Source organism: Okeania hirsuta, assembly GCF_003838195.1.
In the GTDB taxonomy this organism is placed as follows: domain Bacteria; phylum Cyanobacteriota; class Cyanobacteriia; order Cyanobacteriales; family Microcoleaceae; genus Okeania; species Okeania hirsuta.
Map to the genome: position 1 here is coordinate 1 of NZ_RCBY01000177.1, position 15,586 is coordinate 15,586.

Genomic DNA, 15,586 nt, shown 5'->3' on the forward strand with positions numbered 1-15,586 from the left:
CTTCTTCCTTCTTCCTTCTTCCTTACCTTTGCTATACAAGACCGATGCTACCGGACATGATATGACACGAGCGCCATTTTTCGACCATAAAATGTTTAGGTCCCACTAGGCTATCAGTACCTCCGGCTTAAGCAGGAGGCTTGAAATTCAGAATTTTCTTTCCCTTGGTCGATTGGATATGGCGGGGAGACCCGTTCTTGCAGACCCGCTCCGAAGATCGCCATCCCACTCTTTGGGAAGCTCCGAAGATCGACCGCTTTTTATCCCCTTAAAAGGAGAGGCTTGAGACCTTATTTTTTGTCAACAGAGAAAAAATTTGCTAAGTTATACAAGATGCTTTTAACAATTTTTAGAATAAACAAAAGGTTTAATTTTTATATCAACTTATGTATTTGAATTAAGGGATAAAATATACAATTTACCCCTTCCCTATTTTTTCTTACTTATCTTTACTATTTAGGAATGAAATCAATGCCTCCAGAATTAAGAAGCATCTTTCCAGAAACAAATTCACCTGCTACAGAAATTTTTCAAATTTCTCAAACTACTCAGGAATTTTATCAGGAGGTAAAATATAGAGAAAATTTTCAAAATTATTGTCAGTGGTATTATGAGATAGCTGAACAACACCAAAAAGAACTACAAAAAATGCGGAGTGATATTAATATTTTAGGTTTTTTCTTGCAATTAATTCACCCTAAAGTCAAAAAATAGGAAAATAAATGGGGACAATGCCCCATAAATCCTATTAGTATTAACCTTAAGTTATTCTATAGTAGTCCAAGGAAAGGGCGCGGACATATCAAAAGCTTAAAACTCAGATAACGCCATATTTTTTCTGATTCCTTCTCTCCTAGATAACTAAAGCCTTCGTCCTTCTGCTATATAAGTTCTAATTCCTCTTCCTTCAGATGAACTTTAAATTTTTCTGTAAATTTGACAAGAATTGGTAGATTAGCGCTAACTGGTCTGCCCTTCCATTCATTGACAATACCAATAACTTCTCCCTCCTCATCTTTAAGATCGAATGGTTGTCCTCTATTTTCAGGATGAATATAAACAACAACAGATTGATTAACGCGAACACGATCGCCTACTTTCATATATTAAAACCTTATACTATCATCTCCTAGAAATTTAACTAGCTCTGGGCTAAAAGCTTTCAGCTATCAGCTGGGATTGAAATCCCCGACTTGTAGAAGCCGAATAATTTAAGAGGGGTTTAAATCCCTTTTTAAATTGTATTTCTCTCAGTTTTAGTAAAATCTAAGCTGAATACACCAATTGCTGTTTGCGTTTGCGTAGCATCCCGTAGGGAAGCATTCCGTCAGGAAACGCTTTTTAACTAATGTAACTCCAAGAATAAATTACACTAGCTTTAAGAATCTTCCTATTCTTTCATAAAACCAACCCTAAATCTACATCAATTTCACGTTGAACAATTTTTTAATCAACTATAAACATAATATTAAACTTCAAATTACTATCAATTAATCTATATAGCAGTCCTGTTTGACTTGTGCAGAAAATATCTTGGAGCTAGGGGACAGAGAACATTGAAAAGAGGTAAAAAGAGCGACAAAAATTAGTATCTCAGCTATAAGTCCAAAATTAAACATTAAGAATCAGGAGAAATAGGAGCTTCCGAAGGCTCAGGTATCATTGGACTTTCCGAAGATGCAGGAGCATCATTAGGATTTGAGCGAAAATTTTCCCAATTGCGCCACACCGCTACAAATGCCCCTACAGATAATATCAACAATAAACCAACCATAAACATCCACGGTTTTAACCTTGGAGATTTTGGCATAGCCTCCACCTCAGAATCAGGGCCAGAGTTAAGATCAGCTTCAGGTTTAAGCTCCGAAACTTCATCATCATCACTATAAAGAAGTGCTTTAGAAGCTTCAGATAATTCTGGCATTACCTCCTTTTCCAGAGGTCTTGCTGTAGGATTATTCAATAAAATCAACTGTTCTGGAGAAATACGATAGTGGGCAAGCACCACCGAAGTATTATCGTGACCATTTTTATCATTCGCCAACTCAATCAAATACTCAACTGCCTGCTTGAGAGAAAATTCACCTCGAAAAATCCCAGGAGTATACTCAGTCCAAGACTTCTCAACCCAATCATTATCACTCAGACCATCCGAGCATAATAACAATAAACCCTCTTCTTCAATCAAAAATCTTTGAATAGTGGGACAAATAAACTCCCCATCCCTCGTACCAAGAGCCTGAGTCAGGGCACCCGCATCACGACGTTGTAATGCCTGCCAATACAGACAATGACCGAGACACACCTCCCTAGAAGCCACATCATCATCCACAGTCAACAATTGACAAGCATTTTTAGTTAGCCAATAGGCACGACTATCTCCCAAATTAGCTATGTACAATTCATGGGCATTATTCGGATTTGATTCTAGAGAAGGTTTTACCTGTTGGGGCAACTGTAGCGCCATAACTAATGTTGTGCCCATACGTTGTCGGGACTCTCTTCCTTGTTCATTATTCTCAGTGGCAATCATGTTATTGACTACCCGAATAATTTCCTCAAGTTGTTTCATTACCAAATCTGGTGAAGTTAAATCCTGTTGTTGGGCTACTTCTGTCAATAGATTTTGTACTAATCTTTTAATGGACTGTACTGCTAGTTGACTAGCTACCTCTCCGCCATCATGGCCACCTACCCCATCACAAATCATTGCTAAATGGGGCACCAATTGCTTGCTAGCTAAATCTTGTTCCGTTGGATAACAACAATCTTCATTATGGAGACGCACAGGCCCAGTATCCGTAGCTCCTACTATTTCTGCACTTAATGGTAATTTGGCCGCCTGTTCCAATAGGAGTTGGTTCAATTTAGGGGCGATCGCCTCCAGAGATTCCCCAATATCTCCAATCATCTGACAAATCTCTTGTAATGGCTGTTGGATATGAGTATGAGCAGTAGGAATCAAATTAGACCAAAAAATCCTTAAATCTCTATGTTTAGTGTTACGGTTTTGTAAGTCCAACTCTAATAGTCGTAACCGCCAACCTTCGACCCTTAAACTATTTGTCAAAAGACTGAAAGCCATGCGCTCTTTTGATAAAGGTTTCCATAACTGCATTATTTGCCATAACCAGTAAACTTGACGTACAGGAGTTGCTGTAGGCCAAGCCTCTACAAAAGCAGGATACAACTGACCTTGAGAGTCTAGAGGAACATTGTCTAACAACAGAATGTCTCTAGGATAAGCTTCTTCTCCATATTGATAAAAACCATATAACCCTGGTGTATGGAGTTTATAGGGATATAAATGTAAATATGGCGTTATATTATCTGGTAACTCCTCATACATAAAAGGAGGTTGAGCAGGTTTAGTATCCAGCCAAACTTGTGGAGCTACAACATAGTAGCGATCGCCCAGAAACTCCCCAACAGGAATCTCAACTCCGGCATCAACAGCCCATAAATAGCGATAGATTAATTGAGTTTGGCAAGCTTCGCACTCTTGGCGACCCCAGGAATTGGCCGGATGAGGACAGTTAATATTTGGGCAATGAATTAGTGGGGTAGAAGACATTTTATTAACTCAATATTTAAAAATTAAAAATTAAAAATTATACTAGAAATATTAATTTGAGAACTTATATAAGGAATTGTTTTTTTCGGTGTTGATAAATAATTTAGGAGGGTTCCAAACTGAATTTCTTTGTGTCAAGACGCAAAGATATGTTGAGATAGAAGTTATCTTCATAAATTTCAGAATAAAATAAATTATATACTTGACTATTTGTCAAGAAATAATTTTAGCTAGTGATGAAAGCAAACTACAGTAATTTTACTGAAAAATCACTCATAAATTTAACCTCACCACTCCCATTTATCCATGCTATTAAATCCAACGATATTTTGGTTACTGGCTGGGTCAATTCTTTGTTTTTTAGAACTCCTCGTACCCACAGCCTTTGTTGAATTTATGATGGGACTAAGTGCCTTTGTTGTGGCAGGAGTGTCCCTCTTAATTCCTAGTATTAGCGTACAAGTGGCCTTGTGGATGATTTTTTCTGTAGCTTCTATTCTTGCCTTCCGTCGCCTGTTGCCCAATCATACAGTGGCGACTATTGCAGATGCTCAGGAAGCAGAAACTTTAACAGAAATATTACCAGGCCAGCCTGGTCGAGTAATTTATGAAGGTAATTCTTGGCGGGCAAAATGTGACGATGAAAGTAGCACGATCGCTGCTCATGAAAAAGTTATTGTCGTTAGACGTGAAGGTAATACTTTATTTGTACTGCCAGAAAATTTATTAAATTCTTCAGTTTATCTCCCTCACCAAAGTCAATTGAGATAACAACTAATTAGATAATTAGGAGATTAAAAATGGAACAGTTTTTTTTGTTAGTCTTTTTAGCTTTAGGTGGTTCAAGTTTAGCCGGAAGTGTCAAAGTTATTAATCAAGGAAACGAAGCTTTAGTAGAAACTTTAGGTAAATATAATGGCAGAAAATTAGATGCTGGTTTGAAATTTATTATCCCATTTTTAGATAGAATTTCTTATCAAGAAACAATTCGGGAAAAAGTATTAGATATTCCACCTCAACCATGTATTACTAGAGATAACGTAGCAATTAGTGTAGATGCTGTGGTTTATTGGCGGATTATGGATTTGGAAAAAGCCTACTACAAAGTCGAAGACCTTAAATCTGCAATGGTTAATCTAGTTTTAACTCAAATTCGGGCAGAAATGGGTAAGTTAGAATTAGACCAAACTTTTACAGCTCGCACAGAAATTAATGAAGTTCTTCTCAGAGAATTAGACATAGCTACTGACCCTTGGGGAGTGAAAGTAACTAGGGTAGAATTACGAGATATTAGTCCCTCAAAAGCAGTGCAAGATTCTATGGAATTACAGATGACTGCGGAGCGACAAAAACGGGCAGCAATTTTAACTTCAGAAGGGGAAAGAGATTCTGCAATTAACTCTGCTAGAGGTAAAGCAGAATCACAAGTTCTTGATGCTGAAGCTCGTCAAAAAGCAACTATTTTAGAAGCAGAAGCACAACAAAAAGCAATTATTCTTAAAGCTCAAGCTGAACGTCAATCTCAAGTATTAAGAGCTTCTGCAACTTCAGAAGCACTAGAAATTATTACTAAAACCCTCCATAAAGACCCCAATGCTAAAGAAGCACTCCAATTTTTATTGGCTCAAAACTATTTGGATATGGGTCAGAAAATTGGTAGTAGTGACAGTAGTAAAGTTATGTTCATGGACCCCCGAAATATTCCAGCAACTTTGGAAGGTATGCGTTCCATTGTGGCAGATGGCAAAAATTCAGTTCAAAGTCAGTAGAATTTTTTGGCTTTGCTCATCGGAACTGTCTCCTGGAAGGAAGCTTTATGGGGTATAAATTCCCATCATCACCCCCGGTGTCTACAATTATTTGGGGTTATTAAGACATGAAGTGGCCGGTCGTTGACTATCCCCATGCAATTTATTCTGTCTCCTGTCTTCTGTCTCCTGACTCCTTCTTCAAGTTAAAGTACAACTGTCACAAAGTCCAAAAAACTCTAAAGTGTGATAAAAAATCTTAAATTTGTGGGACTTCTGTAATTTATTTTCTAAATTATGGACAGGACATTCATAAATAGGAATAGAAGTCCCACATTTTACACAGGTCAGATGATGTTGGTTTTGCTGTAAGCAACTATATACAGATTCGCCATTGGCCAAAGTCCGGACAATTACTACCCCTTCTTGTTTGAGGGCATCTAAAGAACGATAGACTGTTGCTAATCCCAGAGGTTGGTCACATTCGCGCAGTGCTGAATAAATATCCTGAGCAGATAGCGATCGCTTCTGGATTTTTAATAGCTTTAAAATACGCTCTTGAGACCGGGTACGATTGGATTTCATGGCTAATGTGGTTAACTATGAATAGAACTTAACTGATAATATCTAACGTGGTCAGTTGAAATCTAATATTTTTTAATCTCGTGACAAAACAATATCAGGCACATATATATGTTACCCTAAGACCATCTGTTTTAGATCCTGCTGGTACTGCAGTTAAATCTGGGTTGGCACAGATGGGATATGACAATGTAGAACAAATTAGAATTGGTAAATATATTGAGTTGATGCTTCAGGCAACTGATGAAGCAACAGCTAAGGAACAACTAGAATTAATCTGCGATCGACTATTAGCTAATCCTGTCATTGAAAATTATCGTTTTGATTTAATAGACATCTCCAGAAAAGAGGCAACAGGCAACAGGCAACAGGCAACAGGCAACATGGAGAAATAATTGATAATTTATGGATCAGAATTGATTTTATTTTTGATTTTTGGAGATGTTTAATGGAAACTGTCAAAGAAGGTGCTAGGTTTTAGGTGGTAGATTTTAGGTGAAACTGTGGACATCAGTTGTGAAAGTGGAGTTTTAGACCTAGTTGCTAGTGCATAGTACTCTTGAAAAATCTGCAATAACACCTGAAGTCTCACACTTTCAGAGTATAGCAACTATCATTGAAATTAATATGAAGTTTGGTATTATTGTGTTTCCCGGTTCCAACTGCGATCGGGATGTAGCTTGGGTAACTCAAAGTTTATTAGGTCAACCAACTCGCATGGTTTGGCATCAAGAAGAAAATATTTCCGGTCTAGATGTAATAGTTATCCCTGGAGGTTTCAGCTATGGCGACTATCTCAGATGCGGAGCGATCGCTCGTTTTTCTCCAGTCATGGCAGCAACTGTTGCTGCCATGACTATCTCAGATGCGGAGCGATCGCTCGTTTTTCTCCAGTCATGGCAGCAACTGTTGCTCATGCCCAAAAAGGTAAGTTAGTATTAGGTATCTGTAATGGTTTCCAGATATTGACAGAAATAGGACTGTTGCCAGGAGCATTAGTCAGAAATCAGCAATTAAATTTTATTTGCGATCGAGTTCCGGTCAAAGTAGAAAACTCTGATACTGCTTGGACATCTACTTATACAAAAGGAGAAGTGATTCGTTTACCAATAGCTCATGGTGAAGGTCGTTATTATGCTGATACAGAAACGTTGAAAGAATTAGAGAATAATCGTCAAATTTTATTTCGTTACTGTACGGAAAATGGTGAAATTAGTCAAGTAGCTAATCCCAATGGATCTCTTAATAATATTGCTGGGATCTGCAACCGTCAAGGCAATGTGTTGGGAATGATGCCTCATCCAGAGAGAGCATCAGACCCAATGTTAGGTGATACAGATGGCATCAAATTATTTAAGGGATTATTAATGGCTGTGGTTTGAATTTAGCTACAGTCAAGTATCTCATAGCTTTCCCATAGAATAAAAGTTGATTTCAATTGATTAATTTTTAACTGGGAAAGCTTTGACTTTTCGGTTTTCGCCAACATAAAAAGCGGTCATTTCAGTTATCAGTTAGCCTCTTTACAGAGGAGCTACACTATCAGTTATCAGTTAACAGTACCTCCTGCAATAGGGAGGTAAGAAAATCCGAAATTTCCTTTTTTATCCCCTTTCAAGGGGAGGCTTTGGACTTAATTTATTGGTGAAAATGGGTTTGATTATTGCTTCCAAGACTAGCAGTATGAGGTAACATCTTCTCCACAAATATCCGCTAAATAACACAAAGCTCTAAACCTCAAACCAATTAATTCATCATAAAGAGGGTTAAGTTTGCACATGGGAGGAATATGAAACAAGATATGACCAAAAAAAGTGATATCGCGCTCAAAAGGGCACTGACTGGGAATTAACTGGCACAGAAATCTTGCTAATTTGGGATTGTTAATTTCTATATGATCTAGCCATTGTCGCAAGGGTTTTAATGGCTGAAATTTAGGTACTGTAGTATACATACGAGCCGTCATAGTATTTAGAATGTTAATGTTTTGGGGCTTCATCTATACCCCTGTTTTTACTAGATTTTGCATAGCGTCTCAAGACTGCTTTATAAAACCGATACAAAGAGTCACATCGAGTGACAGCTATGATGTTTACTTCCTGCTTCTTGCGGAACTGTCAGCAGCACTCCGTCCACAGGCATTCACGGTAAATCCGACCGCATATCTTAAGTCTGTCTTACATTATGAGAAGATCTCAGAATTACACACTCGCTTTCTCAAATTAATACTTGCGTTTAGGTCTCTATAAGAGTTCTACAGTGAATTTTTTTACTTTACCGGAAAAGTAATATGTCAATAGTTATGATCGATTAATTTAATTGGCAAAAATCAAAAGTTAATTATCTTTTCCCTTATGGGTTTAAGACTTCACCATCTACACGCTGTAAATGCGCTTGGTAGGGTGAGAATTCCATAGGTCGCATTCTTCTGATGGCTTCTCTACCTGACTCCTGACTACTTCTTCAAGATATTGACTTTTGATTTTCCAGTAGAATTTTTCCTCACACACTAATGTGAAGAGGTCTAAGTGACCAGAGGGGTTGATTGCAAATAGTCTGAGGATGCTTTGACATCCTCTGCGGCCTAAAGGCACGGAGATTCCTACTGAGCCGTAGCTCTTCGGTGGGTTGACGCTTCTTAGGCTGCTAATTTGACAGTAGTCTTATGCTTGCCTCCACGTCCGTTTAGAGTCTCGGAATGCCCTCCCGCGACTTATCAAAAATTCTTGTGGGTTTATTTGTGCCTTCAAGGCGCAAACTGCTCATTGAGCTGAAAGCTTCCCAAGTTCAGCTCTCAACTGAAGGAGTTTCAACCTAATCTTTTTTTCGACAGTATTTATGAGACAAGACGGGTGTTGAAACCAATCTTATAATAACATGAGAAGTCGCCCGCTTATGGGCGAGGCTTTAAACCCAATTATCTGGTAAGTAATTTTTACTGTCCTCAACAGCAGAAGTATTCAGACTAAATTATTTTCCATGGCATCAACAAATTTGATATACTCCCGACGTTGTGCTTACGCGACCACGCAAGACTTTTCAGCCCGGGAAACCCTGACCGCAATTTTGACAGAGGTTATGTCCCCCCCTGTATTAAAATGATCCGCAGTAATATATTTGAGAGACCTACTACTTAAAGTCTCTAGTTCCAATTTTCAGAACAACATAAAGAAACATCTAAGATTGCTCAGGCAAATTTATTTGCCTAAAAATAGGTTAGTTATGCTTTTAAGCTCTTTATTTAAAAGTGGATAATAGCTAACCTGTTTTTGTCACCTATTTGATTGTTACACCAATCGACCTAATTGTCGCGTCTTAATTATTCACAAGTATAAATATTTTATATAAATTTAATTAGTTTTTATTATATTAAAGATGTTGAAAAAAAATAACATATATGGTAATAAATATAGTTAAAAAAAATTGTAAATGTTGTCCCTTACCCAAGTGTAGAATCGCAGGTAATCTCATCGCCATGTTCTTCTGTGACAATTTGATGGGCAATACTGCTGACGCAACGCTCCGCGTTAATGTAGTTGTGCGCGAGCAAATGCCATACCTAACCTTGTTTTTTTCTTTTGTAGTGAAACTTTGCTCAAATCCTCTTTTGTTTGCAGTCTTGATGTTATATCAAACTCAGTAGAGGATACTAAACCCTTAAACGTTCAGTATTGCTAGAAATTTTACTATTCCATATCGGTCTCACATTGGATCTATAGTAGTCACCAGTAGTCACCATTACTGTATTTGACTATCAAAAGCTTAAAACTCAGACAATGCAAGATTTTTCTTTTTTCCTTCTTCCTTCTCCTAATATATGCAATTAAACAGATTTGATATTACTCAAAAATAGTTTGCTTTCAGAATTATACTATGTCTGGATGATTAAGTTAAAAATGTTCTATTGAAGCAATATTAGCGATATTGAAGTAATATCCCAAATTTGTGCTCCGTTTCCAGTGTTTTCACTTGAATTTACACCTAGAACTTACGACCTCAGACCTACGACCTAAGAATTTTATTATAACTAATTAAACGGACATGATATTACTTCACTTCACACAGACTTTTTAATATAGCAGCAAGGGCGAAGCACTTTTGCTGTTGCTATTCTAAACTCCTGACTTGTTGACTATCGCTTTTCTAAACCTATAGTTTACATTTTGTTCTGAAGATATATAAATATATAGATTAGTGAAACTTAGACCATCTAGGTAGATTTTAAATAAATGTACAAGATATAATACTATTTTGAGATAGACTCTATCAAGCTTAAGGAAAAAAAATTATGACCAAAACTGATTTTAAATCATCCCAAAAATTGACACTTTTAACAACATTAGACAATACTAATAGCCAAAACATCTCCGGGTCTAACGGAATTTTTAGTATATTTTCTGCATTTCCAGAATATGACCGTGGCAACAGAATGTATAATATGGGCAGATACGAGTCAGCCATATCCTACTACGAAAATGCCGTTAAAATCAAGCCAGACTGGGCTATAGGTTGGTTAAAACTAGGTCATTGTTTCTATAAACTACAAACATATGAACAAGCAATAGAAGCTTATAAGCGATCGCTATCTATCAAGTCAAACGATGATGATGCTTGGAATTGTTACGGTGTTGTATTATCTAATTTAAAGCAGTATGAAGAAGCGATCGCTTGCTTTGACAAAGGAATAAAAGTCAACCAAAATAATTATGAACTATGGTACAATAAAGGTATTATTTTAGCTGAATTTAAACAGTATCAAGCTGCCATTCACTGTTATAAAAAATCACTAAAAATACAACCGATGATGGGAGAAATTTGGTATGCTCAAGGGCAAGCTTTATTAAATGTAAAAAAATATGCTGAAGCATTAGCTGCTTATGACTGTGCTGTAAAATTGCAACCTGATAATTATCATATTTGGTTAAATAGAGGATTAGCTTTAGTTGAAACTTTTCGTTATGCTGAAGCAGTAGCTAGTTACGACCATGCAATAGAATTACAGCCTGATAATTATTTAGCTTGGTTTAACCGAGGAATTGCTCAAAGTAAACTACACAAATATCACGATTCAGTCTCTTCTTTTAATAAAGTAATTAAATTAAATCCAGATGATTATGAAGCTTGGTTTTATAAAGGATTAGCTTTAAAAAATCATTGGAAAGAAGGAGGAATTGCTTGTTTTGATAAAGCAATTAATATTAATTCTAATTTACCGGAAGCTTGGATTAGTCGTGGTCATACTTTATTAGATTTATTTAAATATGATGAGGCATTAGAATCTTTTAATCAGGCAATTACAATTAATTCTAATTATCCAGAATCTTGGTTAGGTCGAGGCAAAGCATTCATGGCACTTAGTAAGTACAATGAAGCTCTTATTGCCTATGGGAATGCTATTGCTACCCAACCAGATTTTTTAGAAGCTTGGAATTTTCGAGGAGAAGCATTAGAAAAACTCCAGCAGTACGAAGCAGCATTAGCCGCTTATGATAAAGTCATAGAAATGAGTGTAAAACAAGGAGTTTCTGTTGCTAAAGTTGGTTTACAAAGAGGAGCTGCTTTAGAAAAGTTACAAAAATACTCTCAAGCAATAGCAGCTTATGATTTGGTCATAGCTAAACAGTCTGATAATTTTGATGCTTGGTTGCAACGAGGATTATGTTTAGCAAAAATGGGAAATGATCGAGAGGCTGCTATGAGTTATAATCGAGCTATTAAGATTTGGCCTAATAATTATCAAGCTTGGTCAGAACTAGCTACAATTATGGAAAAGTTAGAGCAGTATGAAGAAGCGATCGCTGCCTACGACCAAATAGTTTCTTTAAGACCAGGTAATCATCAAATATGGTTTAAAAGAGGATTAATTTTGGAAAAATTAGGAGATATTCAAAAAGCAGTTATTTCTTACAATATAGCTTTGGAAATTAAGCCTAATTACCAAGAAGCACTTAATAGAAAAAATCAGTTAAGAATGCAAGGTTAATTGAAAAAATGTTGAGTATACTACCCACCTAAAAAGAATATTAGGTGGGTTTAGCAAAACTAATTTAATTTGGCTTTTTTTAGTTTCTGACATATTGTATTCATCTGCCTAATACCAAATTCAAAAAAGGCAGTTACATCTTAATTTGTGATTTATTCCTAAAAGAAAAAATTATAAATTCCATAAATTCTCAAATTTCCACCTTTTTTCCTCTTTAATATTTATGTTTTTCTTTCTCTGTTCCCAGCTCCGGTGTTCCCTGTTCCCTGTGTCGTCACGCTTTGCAATATTTTATGAAATTGGTATAAAAATACTTGCACTACAGAATATTTAGTTATGAAGCCGTATTATCAATAGTATTGTTGTTTTTAGATTTATTTTCCTGCAATAAATCTGCCCAAGACCAAGCAAAACTGACAATCATAGCTTTAGCTATTGCATTCATCTGTTCTTTGTTATAACTTTTGGGAATTTGTTGTGTTTCTTTAGATGTATTATTATTCATTTTGATTAATCTCATAAAATTAAAATCCATACTTATAGATACAACTTCTATTAACTCTTTTCCGTAAAAATATAACTGTGACAAATAACAAACTGAATAGTGATCTATATCATCAAAAAATTACCGAAATATCAGTTTCTAGATAAATTTACTTAGAGAAAAATGTCTTAACTGTACAAAATTATTAAAGTAGGGATTTTGCACAAATGAAGTAGAGAAATTACGAACTTTTGAATACTTGCATTATGCCAATTAAAAATATGGTTAAATACGGTTTCACAATCAACTAAATCCTGTAAAATGGCTTATTTATGAAAAGAGATAACACTGGATATCAGAAAAATTATCAACCTTTGATCAACTGGAGTTATACTAAATCCGGTTTAGATACTATCTTTAAATTGCAGGGATAATAGCATATAACTGAAGTTTTCAATAAAAAAAGCATTATTTTTAGGAATTGGTATAATACCAATTGATCGAGGAATATTATCAAACCAATAGGGAGGTTTCATAGAGCCTCCGTACAAAAGAATTTTATTTGTTTAGATACAAATATAAAAGCCTACATAGTCTCAACTACATATTTATAATTCTCACCTTTTTGTTCTTAATTCCCTTGCCTTAACATTTTTTTTATAGATGCTCTCTAATTCTAAGATATAATTATGAGAATTACGAGTAAAATAACAAATTCATATTCATAGATGCCAGTGTTTACTGTCAATAAGCAAAACTCTCGTCAACCTTATGACGGTTGGTCTTTAGATGACCGCGATCCAGAAGTAATTAAATCTTTGATGCCATTATGGGAATGGTTTTATCGTTATTATTTTCGAGTTCAAACCGATGGGTGGCATCATATTCCTAGAGATGAAAAAATACTGATCGTTGGCTCTCATAATGGTGGTTTACCCGCTCCAGATATGCATATGTGTATGTATGACTGGTTTAAAAGATTTGGTACAGAGCGTTTGGTTTATGGACTTATGCACCAGAATGCCTGGTCTGTTTTTCCTACTACTCCCTTAGCAGTACAATGTGGAGCAGTTAGAGCGCATCCGAAAATGGCGATCGCTGCTTTCCAAAGAAATGCCTCTGTGGCTGTTTATCCTGGTGGTGGCCCAGATGTTTTCCGTCCTCATTCTATGCGAGATAAAATCTATTTTGCTGGACGTAAAGGCTTTATTAAGTTGGCTTTGCGTGAAGAGGTACCTATTGTGCCAATGATTTCTAATGGTGCCCACGATACTTTAATAGTGCTGGCAGATGTTTATGAACAAGTGAAACAGCTCCATGAATGGGGTTTGCCTTGGTTATTTAGTCTCGATCCAGAAGTGTTTCCTATCTATATTGGATTACCCTGGGGATTAGCTATTGGGCCTTTACCTAATTTCCCTTTGCCAGTAAAAATTAATACTCGGGTTTGTCCTCCCATTGTGTTTGAGCGTTATGGACGTGAGGCAGCTAGCGATCGCGATTATGTTGATGCTTGTTATGAGCGAGTTATAACTAGAATGCAACAAGAATTAGACCAATTAGTGTTATCAACTTCATAATTTAGTATTGATTTCATTGCCCAAGAAATTTTAGCCTTCTCTTTCTGAACAAAAGACTCTGGTTTTAACTGGGAAAAGTTAGTGAAGTTCTCTCCCGTTAAATCGGAGATTATAACGGGAGCTTCTAAAACAGAGATAATTGAACTGAAGTGGGCTTGATTTTATAGCAATAAGTAATTATCATATTTTGATTTTACATTTACTGCTATATCATGTCAAGTAACTATAATAAAGGTTTTAGGTCTGTTTACTCTCTTGCTGTTCATATTGTATTTGTCACTCTTCTACCGAAAAAAAGTAATTACTTCTGAGATACTACAGCAATTGAACAAAATATTTGATCAAACCTGTCAAAAGTGGGAATGTGAGTTAGTAGAGTTTAATGGTGAAGTTGACCATGTACACTTATTAATCACATTTAACCCAAAAGTTCAATTGAGCAAATTTATAGCAAATCTCAAAACTGTTTCTAGTAGGTTGATCAGGAGAGACTTTGCTGATTACCTAGCCAGGTTTTACAAGAAACCTGTACTGTGGAAGGGTTCTGATTTTGTTGCTAGCTGCACCAGGTGTAACTATTGAGCAATTAAAGGAATATGTTGAACATCAATCGACACCTATTTAATTTGCTGTCGGGAATTGCCGAATCTAATTGGATATGGAGTAAAATCCCAATTACAAGTGGAGCAATAATTAACTTTTTCTTCTGTATATTTCGTATGACATATCGGACATTGATTCATATTATTTAATTCTTCTTATGAGTAAATATTGACAATAGTTTATATTATTATACCCAATACTGTCGCCGACAACTTGTAGATAGTCCACGAAATAAACCTATTTAAATATCTTGTGCAAGAGAATTTAGGAACACTCCATGAAATATCCCTACAAGGGTTTCATAAAAGGAGAATAATCTTAAATAATTTCCAACTCTAAATTATGACTTTTAGCAAAGTTATGAGTAAAATGATCTACCTCATTTGTATCACTCAATTCTAAGTTGTAAAAATCTACAAATTCATAATCTGAATATGGTCCCGCGTGCCAGGTTCCCACCTCTAATTTAATAAAACAATTCCCGGGAATTTTAAAAGCAACTACATCTTCTAATTTTGGTGCATTCTCTACACAAGGTGGAGCAACTGCCATTAACCATTCCTTAGCTTCTAGGGAACCCAAACATTGAGTACATTTTATATGACGAGTAATTTTAGTAAATTTTCGGTCTTTTCCAAATAACCGCATAATATAGAATCGTGGCGTACCATTTTCTAAATTTAATTGAGCATCGTCTTGGTTATATTGTTTATCATCTCCTGTTGCCCAAATTACTTGTCCAAAAGGTCGAAAATTCTCTGGTGTAATTTCTTGGGCAAACAGTTGTTTAACTACTATTGATTTACTCATTTTTGATTCTTATAAAATTTAGCTATACAAGTTTTTTTTACAGTAGATTTGACCAGGCGTGAGATACACACATAGGGGGCAAGATGCCCACACTGGGAACATTTAATTATTAATATTTGTACTTCTTATACGACCGAATCTACTGTATCTTTTCTATGGCGGGTTTAATCATGTTCGGATAATTACTTATATCATGTCCGGTTAAACAGTGATAAATAAATA

The 15,586-nt window shown here is 35.9% G+C and carries 13 protein-coding genes and 2 pseudogenes; 8 read left to right on the forward strand and 7 right to left on the reverse strand.

Features of this window, described 5'->3' with window-relative positions; genetic code table 11:
- The first annotated feature begins 471 nt into the window (after positions 1-471).
- Positions 472-714 (forward strand): hypothetical protein, encoded by a 243-nt coding sequence (locus D5R40_RS23410; protein WP_124147362.1) that lies wholly within the window; start codon positions 472-474, stop codon positions 712-714.
- A gap of 167 nt (positions 715-881) precedes the next feature.
- Here the strand turns inward: D5R40_RS23410 and D5R40_RS23415 are convergent, their stop codons facing one another.
- Positions 882-1,103, reverse strand: a complete 222-nt coding sequence (locus D5R40_RS23415; protein ID WP_124147361.1) for a ferredoxin-thioredoxin reductase variable chain — start codon at positions 1,101-1,103, stop codon at positions 882-884.
- Positions 1,104-1,618: 515 nt separating this feature from the next.
- Positions 1,619-3,574, reverse strand: a complete 1,956-nt coding sequence (locus tag D5R40_RS23420) for a PP2C family protein-serine/threonine phosphatase (RefSeq protein ID WP_124147360.1) — start codon at positions 3,572-3,574, stop codon at positions 1,619-1,621.
- A 306-nt stretch (positions 3,575-3,880) separates the two neighbouring features.
- Between D5R40_RS23420 and D5R40_RS23425 the strand changes: the two genes are divergently transcribed.
- On the forward strand, positions 3,881-4,345 hold the full coding sequence (locus D5R40_RS23425) for an NfeD family protein (RefSeq protein WP_124147359.1): 465 nt from the start codon (positions 3,881-3,883) through the stop codon (positions 4,343-4,345).
- Between the two features lie 29 nt (positions 4,346-4,374).
- Positions 4,375-5,343 (forward strand): SPFH domain-containing protein, encoded by a 969-nt coding sequence (locus tag D5R40_RS23430; protein WP_124147358.1) that lies wholly within the window; start codon positions 4,375-4,377, stop codon positions 5,341-5,343.
- Between the two features lie 180 nt (positions 5,344-5,523).
- Here the strand turns inward: D5R40_RS23430 and D5R40_RS23435 are convergent, their stop codons facing one another.
- Positions 5,524-5,907, reverse strand: coding sequence for a Fur family transcriptional regulator (locus D5R40_RS23435; protein WP_124147357.1), 384 nt, complete (start codon positions 5,905-5,907; stop codon positions 5,524-5,526).
- 80 nt (positions 5,908-5,987) lie between these two features.
- On the opposite strand from D5R40_RS23435, the gene purS reads away from it, so the two are divergent.
- Both purS and purQ read left to right on the forward strand, forming a co-directional pair.
- Positions 5,988-6,299: a phosphoribosylformylglycinamidine synthase subunit PurS gene (gene purS / locus D5R40_RS23440; protein ID WP_124147356.1), complete on the forward strand. Its 312-nt coding sequence runs from the start codon at positions 5,988-5,990 to the stop codon at positions 6,297-6,299.
- 232 nt (positions 6,300-6,531) lie between these two features.
- Positions 6,532-7,286: pseudogene (gene purQ / locus D5R40_RS23445) on the forward strand (phosphoribosylformylglycinamidine synthase subunit PurQ).
- A gap of 293 nt (positions 7,287-7,579) precedes the next feature.
- Here purQ and D5R40_RS23450 read toward each other — a convergent pair.
- Positions 7,580-7,870 (reverse strand): Mo-dependent nitrogenase C-terminal domain-containing protein, encoded by a 291-nt coding sequence (locus tag D5R40_RS23450; RefSeq protein ID WP_240039180.1) that lies wholly within the window; start codon positions 7,868-7,870, stop codon positions 7,580-7,582.
- A gap of 409 nt (positions 7,871-8,279) precedes the next feature.
- Complete coding sequence (locus tag D5R40_RS35930; protein WP_124147353.1) at positions 8,280-8,498, reverse strand: hypothetical protein; 219 nt, start codon at positions 8,496-8,498, stop codon at positions 8,280-8,282.
- A 1,694-nt stretch (positions 8,499-10,192) separates the two neighbouring features.
- On the opposite strand from D5R40_RS35930, the gene D5R40_RS23460 reads away from it, so the two are divergent.
- On the forward strand, positions 10,193-11,887 hold the full coding sequence (locus D5R40_RS23460; protein ID WP_124155290.1) for a tetratricopeptide repeat protein: 1,695 nt from the start codon (positions 10,193-10,195) through the stop codon (positions 11,885-11,887).
- 334 nt (positions 11,888-12,221) lie between these two features.
- Here the strand turns inward: D5R40_RS23460 and D5R40_RS35935 are convergent, their stop codons facing one another.
- Positions 12,222-12,392 (reverse strand): hypothetical protein, encoded by a 171-nt coding sequence (locus D5R40_RS35935; RefSeq protein ID WP_161565052.1) that lies wholly within the window; start codon positions 12,390-12,392, stop codon positions 12,222-12,224.
- Positions 12,393-13,099: 707 nt separating this feature from the next.
- Here D5R40_RS35935 and D5R40_RS23465 point away from each other — a divergent pair.
- On the forward strand, positions 13,100-13,951 hold the full coding sequence (locus tag D5R40_RS23465) for a lysophospholipid acyltransferase family protein (protein ID WP_124147351.1): 852 nt from the start codon (positions 13,100-13,102) through the stop codon (positions 13,949-13,951).
- Positions 13,952-14,163: 212 nt separating this feature from the next.
- A pseudogene (gene tnpA / locus D5R40_RS23470) lies at positions 14,164-14,576 on the forward strand (IS200/IS605 family transposase).
- 296 nt (positions 14,577-14,872) lie between these two features.
- On the opposite strand, the gene D5R40_RS23475 reads toward tnpA, so the two are convergent.
- Positions 14,873-15,364 (reverse strand): ureidoglycolate lyase, encoded by a 492-nt coding sequence (locus D5R40_RS23475; RefSeq protein WP_124147350.1) that lies wholly within the window; start codon positions 15,362-15,364, stop codon positions 14,873-14,875.
- Between the last annotated feature and the right edge of the window lie 222 nt (positions 15,365-15,586).

What these genes read in the sequence shown, in the direction of transcription:
- D5R40_RS23420 (WP_124147360.1), bottom strand. Translation starts at nt 3,574, where the DNA reads ATGTCTTCTACCCCACTAATTCATTGCCCAAATATTAACTGTCCTCAT.
- D5R40_RS23415 (WP_124147361.1), bottom strand. Translation starts at nt 1,103, where the DNA reads ATGAAAGTAGGCGATCGTGTTCGCGTTAATCAATCTGTTGTTGTTTAT.
- D5R40_RS23450 (WP_240039180.1), bottom strand. Translation starts at nt 7,870, where the DNA reads ATGACGGCTCGTATGTATACTACAGTACCTAAATTTCAGCCATTAAAA.
- D5R40_RS23465 (WP_124147351.1), top strand. Translation starts at nt 13,100, where the DNA reads ATGCCAGTGTTTACTGTCAATAAGCAAAACTCTCGTCAACCTTATGAC.
- D5R40_RS35935 (WP_161565052.1), bottom strand. Translation starts at nt 12,392, where the DNA reads ATGAATAATAATACATCTAAAGAAACACAACAAATTCCCAAAAGTTAT.
- D5R40_RS23475 (WP_124147350.1), bottom strand. Translation starts at nt 15,364, where the DNA reads ATGAGTAAATCAATAGTAGTTAAACAACTGTTTGCCCAAGAAATTACA.
- D5R40_RS23430 (WP_124147358.1), top strand. Translation starts at nt 4,375, where the DNA reads ATGGAACAGTTTTTTTTGTTAGTCTTTTTAGCTTTAGGTGGTTCAAGT.
- D5R40_RS23410 (WP_124147362.1), top strand. Translation starts at nt 472, where the DNA reads ATGCCTCCAGAATTAAGAAGCATCTTTCCAGAAACAAATTCACCTGCT.
- D5R40_RS23435 (WP_124147357.1), bottom strand. Translation starts at nt 5,907, where the DNA reads ATGAAATCCAATCGTACCCGGTCTCAAGAGCGTATTTTAAAGCTATTA.
- D5R40_RS23460 (WP_124155290.1), top strand. Translation starts at nt 10,193, where the DNA reads ATGACCAAAACTGATTTTAAATCATCCCAAAAATTGACACTTTTAACA.
- D5R40_RS23425 (WP_124147359.1), top strand. Translation starts at nt 3,881, where the DNA reads ATGCTATTAAATCCAACGATATTTTGGTTACTGGCTGGGTCAATTCTT.